Source organism: Streptomyces sp. NPDC052114 (genome assembly GCF_040680155.1).
In the GTDB taxonomy this organism is placed as follows: domain Bacteria; phylum Actinomycetota; class Actinomycetes; order Streptomycetales; family Streptomycetaceae; genus Streptomyces.
The window spans coordinates 75968-83018 of record NZ_JBFAWC010000028.1; the positions used below are offsets into that span (position 1 = coordinate 75968).

General features: G+C 66.4%; 6 protein-coding genes and 1 pseudogene. 3 read left to right on the forward strand and 4 right to left on the reverse strand.

All coding sequences use genetic code 11. The features are described 5' to 3' along the window. The first annotated feature begins 4 nt into the window (after window positions 1–4). Complete coding sequence (locus AB0L89_RS38395) at window positions 5–799, forward strand: ABC transporter permease (RefSeq protein ID WP_365152118.1); 795 nt, start codon at window positions 5–7, stop codon at window positions 797–799. Window positions 800–1013: 214 nt separating this feature from the next. On the opposite strand, the pseudogene AB0L89_RS38400 reads toward AB0L89_RS38395, so the two are convergent. Beyond that, window positions 1014–1316 (reverse strand): annotated as a pseudogene (locus tag AB0L89_RS38400) (transposase); the annotation flags it as partial. A gap of 230 nt (window positions 1317–1546) precedes the next feature. Further along, window positions 1547–2323: a LysR family transcriptional regulator gene (locus AB0L89_RS38405; protein ID WP_365152120.1), complete on the reverse strand. Its 777-nt coding sequence runs from the start codon at window positions 2321–2323 to the stop codon at window positions 1547–1549. A gap of 409 nt (window positions 2324–2732) precedes the next feature. Between AB0L89_RS38405 and AB0L89_RS38410 the strand changes: the two genes are divergently transcribed. Both AB0L89_RS38410 and AB0L89_RS38415 read left to right on the forward strand, forming a co-directional pair. Next, window positions 2733–3227, forward strand: coding sequence for a hypothetical protein (locus tag AB0L89_RS38410; RefSeq protein ID WP_365152122.1), 495 nt, complete (start codon window positions 2733–2735; stop codon window positions 3225–3227). A 124-nt stretch (window positions 3228–3351) separates the two neighbouring features. After that, window positions 3352–3660 carry a hypothetical protein gene (locus tag AB0L89_RS38415; protein WP_365152124.1) on the forward strand — a complete coding sequence of 103 codons (309 nt, stop codon included), beginning with the start codon at window positions 3352–3354 and terminating at the stop codon, window positions 3658–3660. Between the two features lie 208 nt (window positions 3661–3868). Here AB0L89_RS38415 and AB0L89_RS38420 read toward each other — a convergent pair whose 3' ends face one another. Beyond that, window positions 3869–6259: a Helicase associated domain protein gene (locus tag AB0L89_RS38420; protein ID WP_365152126.1), complete on the reverse strand. Its 2391-nt coding sequence runs from the start codon at window positions 6257–6259 to the stop codon at window positions 3869–3871. 3 nt (window positions 6260–6262) lie between these two features. Next, window positions 6263–6394 carry a hypothetical protein gene (locus AB0L89_RS38425; protein WP_365152128.1) on the reverse strand — a complete coding sequence of 44 codons (132 nt, stop codon included), beginning with the start codon at window positions 6392–6394 and terminating at the stop codon, window positions 6263–6265. Between the last annotated feature and the right edge of the window lie 657 nt (window positions 6395–7051).

Here is a 7051-nt window from a genome sequence, read left to right on the forward strand (position 1 = left end):
ACCCATGAGCACCCACGAGGCCCGCCCGCAGGCCCGCCGTCTGATCCGCCCCCTGATCGCGGTCCGCTTCCACTGGCTGTCCCTGTGGAACTGGCGCCAGGCCTACTACGGCCGGATCATCGAGCCGATCGCCTACCTGCTCTTCCTCGCCGCCGGCATCGGAGGGGCACTCGCCTCCGGACACGGCCAAAGCCTGGGCGCCTACCTCGCGTTCGTTGTCCCGGGCATGTTCGCGATGCTCGCGTTCCGCTCCGGCACCGCTGCCGTCTCGGACGTCGCCAACGACCGCAAATGGGGCGTGTTCGCCTTCTACACCCTGCACGGAGGCGGCGCCGCCGGATACCTGTCCAGCATCGTCACGATCCTCGGCGCGGTCTTCCTTGCCCAACTCACCATGGTCCTCGCGCTCGCCGCCCTCCTGGGCGGCCTCGCCGACGTGTCAGGGCCGCACCTGACGACCACGGTGCTGACCGCGCTCCTCGTCGACGCCGGCTGGATCGCCGCCGGAGCAGCCGTCGCCGCCCGCGTGCAGTCCTACGCCGCACGCGACTTCCTGCTGACCCTCACCACCCTGCCCGTCGTGCTGGCGGCACCGCTGTTCTACCCGCTGGACTCCGCGCCGCGCTACCTGCGCGCGCTGGCCCACGCCGATCCGCTCACCTACCAGGCCGCCTGGCTGCGCGGCAGCTGGTCAGGCGATCTCTCCGGCCTGCTCTGGGCAGCCCTCTGGGCGGCGATCACAGCGACCGCAGCCGTACCGATGCTGACCCGGGCTGACCGCGTCACCCGGGAAAGATGACCAATCGGGGCGCGTAGGTACCGCCACAACCAGGCCGATAGAGACCCGGCAGATCGTATGCCGTTGCTTGCACGGGAGCGGCCACTGGGAATCCAGGACGCTGCGGACCGTCCGCCACGAGACGTTGTAATTGCGATCAAGCGCCCCTCATCCCGCCCTGGTGGGCGCGCCGTAACTGAGCGTTTGGTCCGTTGATTGGTGTTTGATCCCGGGTTCAGGTTCCGCGCCAGTTGAGGGTGGCTTCGCTGGTGAGGCGGCGGGCCATGAGGTCGATCATCGCGAGGTGGATCATGGCTTCGGAGCGGTGCGGGTGGGTCTCGTAGTCGCGGGCGAGGCGCCGGTGGTGCATGAGCCAGCCGATGCTGCGCTCGATGGTCCAGCGTCTGGGAATGACCGTGAACCCGCGGACGCCCGGGTCGCGTTGGACGGGGTGGACGTCGATGCCCAGGCGGGCGCCGTGGTCGATGGCGGTGGTGCGGTAGCCGGCGTCGACCCACGCCTTGATGATGCGCGGGTGGGCGGCGGCGATCCGGGCGATGCATTTGCCTCCTGGCTCACGGCCCACCCGGGGGCTGAGGTGACCTGCCGTGACCGGGCCAACTCCTTCAGCGACGGGGCCCGACGGGGTGCCCCGCACGCTCAACAATGTGCCGATCGCTTCCATTCATGGCAGAACCTGGGCACCGCGGTCGAGCGGGCCGCCGGCCGGCTGCGCTCGCGCACGCGCACCATCGGTGAGTCCTTCGCTCAGGAACAGCCGCTGCTGAGACCGCTGCCCACCGAGGTGTTCGAGACGGGACGGTGGTTCACTCCGCGGACTCCGAGCCCTTCGGCGACCATGAGCTTGCCCATCTCGGCGCCGTCGGCCGCGTACGCAAAGGACGGCGTGGGGCCGTGAAGCCGGTGGATGTAGCGGTGCATGACGTAGCCGGCTCGCATCACGATCAACGGCTGGGCCAGCAGATCGGCGACGGTGACCGCCTTGAGCGCGGCCAAGGGGCTGTCCGGGCGCAGGCAGACCACCGGGCGTCCGCGCAGCAGTTCGGTGGTCTGCAGGCCGGGTGGAAGATCGTCGTCTCGGAGGAAACTGACCAGTCCGAGGTCGAACCCGCCCTCAGCGAGATGTTGTTGGATACCGTCCTGCCGGTCCGCGACCACTTCCACCTGAGTCGAGGGGTGAGCGGTGCGGAGCTCCCTGATGGCCGGTGTCAGGAGCGTGACCGTGGCCGCGTTGACCGTACCCAGCCGCAGAGTGCGGCTGATGTGGTGCTGTTCGTCGGCGGCCCGACGCAGTCGGTCGACCGCGTCCAGCACCCCGGCGATGTGCGGCAGGAGTTCACGCCCTTCATGGCTGATCCTCGCTCCGGAACGCTTGCGTTCCAGGAGCTCCACTCCCAGTTCCCGTTCCAGGTTACGGAGGGTCTCGCTCAGCGCTGGCTGTGATAAGTGCAGTTCCTCCGCTGCACGCCGCAGCGACCCCAACCTGGTCACCGCCGCCAGGTATTCCAACTGTTCTGTGCGCATGGCGAGCTACCTCCGACGCCCATCATAAACCGGCCACTCCGCCAGGTAGTAAAGAGGTGAATAGGTGCCCCTATCGCCACATCGGAATTTCCTTCCAGGGCCGAGTTTTGAGCTCAAGCGGAACCCGGGCGTGGCACAATAATTTCAACTCACCAAAGATTTCTCTGCCAACAGTCAAGGAGCTGACTTCTGGTGAGTCACGAGGTTTCTGATCGTCGGCGTGTCGGCGATTGCAGATTCAGGAGAACGGACTTTAGTCCTTTTTGTATGATCGAAAAGTAGGCTAAGTTCTGAAGCGTCCCGGACGAAACTCTGGGGCACGGAAACTGTCATTCTCTGCGCGCTCGATTTCCAGGTCATGAGTGTACTCGGACAGTGCCTGTACCACCTAGCCGAAAGGAAAATACTAGTGAATCGTCGGCATATTCGAATAGGTGCAATTGCTGCACTGTCCGCCCTCACCCTCGGGGTCACGGGCACCACCGCAGCCCAGGCCGCTCCTCACCGAGAGACGGCTGCTGTCGCCTCAATCAGCCCCAAGCTCAACGCGGAGCCCGCATTCCCCTCGCCCGGCGTGCTGTCCGGCTTCCTTGGCTCGCCTGAAGGCCAGCAGCTCCTGAAGGGGGAGAGTCTCACCAACCGGGAAGCGGCCTCCCGAGCCGGTGATGACAGCGCTGCCACCAAGGGCTTCCTGGACAAGCTGAAGAAGGAGGCGCTGAAGAAGGCCTTCAAGGCGCTGCCGGGTTCCTGGCAGAAGAAGCTGACCAGCTGGGCGAAGAAGGGCAAGGGGTACTTCAAGAAGCAGTGGGACTCCCTTCCGGGCTGGATTAAGAAGTCTCTGACTCTGGGGGGTGCGATATCCGCCAAGGCGGCTATTGAGTGGATCATCGACACCATTCTCTGATCTGCTGAATCGCCTGACACGGCACTCCCCTTAGACGGTAACGTCCAAGTGTGCCCTACGGTGTCTCCGCCCTGCCGTGGGGCACGCTGCCATGCCAACACAAATTAAACTTCCGAGGCGCCCCATGAGTGATTCAAGCAAAACCGAGGAAACCCGCGATTTCAGCCCGACTCAGTACATCGCACCCTATCTGCTACTTATCATCGGCAATGCGGGAGTGCAGAACGCGCCGGTAAGTGACCGGCCGCTACTCTTCTGGGTTTTCGCCGCCATCGCCGCCATCGGAGCTCTCTCCGCCGCTGTACGGCTGAAGCGCATGTGCACCACCCACCGGCGTCACCGCCTGCCCGCCTGGACACGACTTCTCGGCCTATTCCTCGCCCTGTACGGCCTCTACGTCGCCTACTGCGTCATCAATCGCATGGCGGGATAGCAATGGACAGGCGGACGGGCCGCAGCCGGTGGTGGTCCTGGGCGATCCTGCGGGGTGTGATTGCCAACCTGATACGTCGTCGCCGGGCACTTGACCACCTCGCCGGCCACCCGCACCCAGGCGTCCGTGAAGTCGACCTCGGCTTCCTCACCGGGCAGGTGTGTCTGGGGCACCATTCCCTCCAGATGCTGGCGGCCCTCACGGACCGTCAGGACCTCGCCCACTCCAGCCCGAGACCGGCCAGCGCGGCCAGCTTGTCCGCCGTGAGCTTGGCGCGGCGTGACTTCGTGTTGGACAGCCACACGCCCAACTTCACCTCCGAGCCGTCCTCCAGCGTCTCCACATGCCCCCTGGGGACCGTCACGGAGCCCTCCCGGGCCTTGTACTGGGTCAAGGCCGCGACGCCCTTCTCGAAGGCGCTCAAGGGCGCCGTGGACGGCTTCGCGGCCTTCTCCGGCTCCGGGGGCAGCGGGGTGATGCCGAGCTGCTCCAGGCGCTCGCGCTGGCCGTCCGTCAGTGCCTGCCAGGTCTCGGGCTTGCGCTGTTTGGCCAGCCACTTCCCGACGTCCATCCCGTGCACGGTGAAGCCGGGCAGAACCTCCGCCCCACCCTCTTCGTCGGCCACGAGCTCGCGCAGCACGGCGAAGTGCCGCTGCCACTCCGCAGGCCACACCGGATCCCAGTCCTCGTCGACCTCGCGCAGCGCGGCCGCCCACTCCGGGTGCCCCTCCAGGGCGCCCGGGCGGCGCAGGTTGGACAGCCACTGACCCACTGGCCGGTCCAGCATCGTGGCCGACCGCGGCGCGCACAGCGTCCAGTGCTCCGCGAAGTACGCCTTCGCGGCCTCCAGGTTCTCCTGGAACCGCTCATCGGCCACCGTCCAGACCATGCCCAACTTCTCCAACCGCCGGGCTCGCTGACCGCTCATCTGCCCCGCCCCGTACGCACGACGCTGCTCCGCGACCCACTGCCCAAGCGGTGTCGCACCCTCCCGGTGCCCATAGGGAACCCTCGCGTTCCCGACCCGCTCGACGTACGCCTTCAACTTCGCCCAACCGCGTGCCCAGTCCTGCCGCTCGGTGTCGATCACGTTGAACGAAACCCACTCCGCGACCATCGAAGGATCACGCGGAGCAGCAAAACGCAGCAACAACCGGGATTCTTCCTCCCCATCTCCCGGCTCCGTACCGATGTCCTGGGAGGGCTGCGCCACGTCTTTCTGAGGCTCCTGTGGAATCGCGAGCAATTCCACCGCCTCTTCATCATGCGCCCGCAGACCCTCAAGGACTTTCACCAAAGGACGGTACGAACCCGAGGTGAACATATCCTCCGGCTCTTCATCGGGCTGCAGGAATACAGGCACGATCAAAGACGCGAGTTTCCCCTCTCCTGGCTTTTGCCGCAGCGCCCGCCCGATCGCCTGCACGATGTCGTGCGGCGCCCCCTTCGGATCCAACAGGGCCACCGAGTCCACCGCCCGGATGTCCACCCCTTCACCCAGCACCCGGCAGTTAGAGAGCACCGCCCGCCGCCCGGTCGACCCGAACTCCCCCAGCACCGACCGGCGGTGCTCGGGCTCGTGCTCCCCGCACAACCAATCCGCCCACACCCGCGACGGATACCGCTCCGGAGCATCCGCGTGCAGCTTCGCCGCCACCCGCCCAAGCCCCTCCGCATACGCCTGCGCCTCGACCGTCCGGTGGTGGAAGGTGATGCACGTCCCCAGCCCGTGCTGCGCCATCGTGTGCAGCAACGCCGCCTGCAGCGCCCCGATCCGCTCCCCGCGCACCTCCTCGGTATGCCGCTCCTCACCCATCAACCGCTCCGGCGTCACCACCGGATCCTGAAGCTCCAGCACGATGATCTGATACCGCGCCAGCAAACCCCGCGCCACCGCCGAGGCCAGCGACAGCTTCCAGACCACCGGCCCGAACACCGCCTCATCGTCCATACTCGCCGCCATCTCCTCCGGCAGCGCATCCCGCACCCCCTCCGCCACCTGCCAGTGCGCCGGACGCTCCTGCCAGATCCGCGGCGTCGCCGTCAGATACAACCGCCGCCACGCAGGCACCAACCCCTGATCATGAACAGCCGCCCACGCCTTACCCATCGACCCCGACGTCCGGTGCGCCTCATCCACCACCGCCAAGTCGAGCGGCGCCAGCTGCTGCCCAAACGCCCCCTCAAAGGCCTCCGTGAGCACCCCCAGCGACGCGTACGTCGCATAGATGGTCACCGGCCCCTGCCCGTGCCACAGCGCCAGCTGCACCGGATTCGTGGTGGAGCGCACCTGCATGTGCCACATCTCGGGGTCGTCTAGGGGTGAGCAGACCGCGACCGCCGGCCCCGTGTGCCCGGCGTCGTGCCAGGCCTTCACCGTCTGCGCGAGCAAGTCGAGGGTCGGCACCAGGACCAGGACGCGCCCCTTGGGCGCCAGCCGCTTCGCCGCGGCGGCAGCAATGATCGTCTTGCCCGTCCCGCACGCGGCGTGCACCTGCGCACGCAACCCGTTGAGGGGGATACCGCCGGGCGGGATATCGAGGCCGCGCACGATGGCGGCGACGGCCTCGACCTGATGGTCACGAAGCTTGATGCCCATGTCCTATTCGCCGTCCTGTCCGGTCTGGCATTCGTGGTCGGATTCGAGAATGGTTCCTTCGTCGACGGGACCGAATTCCCATTCAGTGTCCCACTTGCCGCAATGCCCGTGGCCGTAGAAGCTCACATCGGGCATAGTTCACTCTCCCTTGCTTAACTCACTGTGAAAAGGAATTCCGGCGGATCAAGCAGCGGCCGGAGGTAGTGATGTCTAGCCCCAGACTCTACACAGGCCAAGCTCTGTGATGCACTACATCGAGCCAACTTCACCCTTCAAGAGGGAACATGGCCCAATCTCACCCACGCGCGGCCACTCCTCCTGTATGCTGGCAGCAGCTCGTGCCCACCCCAGGGTGGGCACGAGCGCCCGAGGATCATCAAGGGTGGAGCGCAGCGGAACCCGTCACTACGCCGAACCAGCCAGGCAGTGCGACTGACGGCCCGTCACCTCTCCTGCAGGGGTAGTGGCCTGGAATCCCAGGACCTACACAGGCCCCGCGCGTGATGCACCCTCCCTCGTAGCCAGCCTCAGGAATTCCGCTTGCGGAATTCCCCCCAATGAGCGCTTGCGCGAATTGGGTCGCTTCTAGAATTCCGTTTACGGAATTCATTCCCGCGCTTGCGCGGGGATCCGAATTGCGCTTGCGCAATTCGCTGTTCTATGCCCCGGCTTGCCGGGGCATATCCCGCTCCGCGGGCTCCGGGCTCAGGACCGCTCCTTGAGGGAGGAGCAGCCCGCGAGAGTTGCCGAGCCGGGCGACTGCGCGGTCCAGGGCGGGAGCCTGGCCGAGCA

Bases quoted from the DNA above. Each gene is read 5' to 3' on its own strand.
- AB0L89_RS38395 (WP_365152118.1), top strand. From the start codon at position 5: ATGAGCACCCACGAGGCCCGCCCGCAGGCCCGCCGTCTGATCCGCCCC.
- AB0L89_RS38405 (WP_365152120.1), bottom strand. From the start codon at position 2,323: ATGCGCACAGAACAGTTGGAATACCTGGCGGCGGTGACCAGGTTGGGG.
- AB0L89_RS38415 (WP_365152124.1), top strand. From the start codon at position 3,352: ATGAGTGATTCAAGCAAAACCGAGGAAACCCGCGATTTCAGCCCGACT.
- AB0L89_RS38420 (WP_365152126.1), bottom strand. From the start codon at position 6,259: ATGGGCATCAAGCTTCGTGACCATCAGGTCGAGGCCGTCGCCGCCATC.
- AB0L89_RS38425 (WP_365152128.1), bottom strand. From the start codon at position 6,394: ATGCCCGATGTGAGCTTCTACGGCCACGGGCATTGCGGCAAGTGGGAC.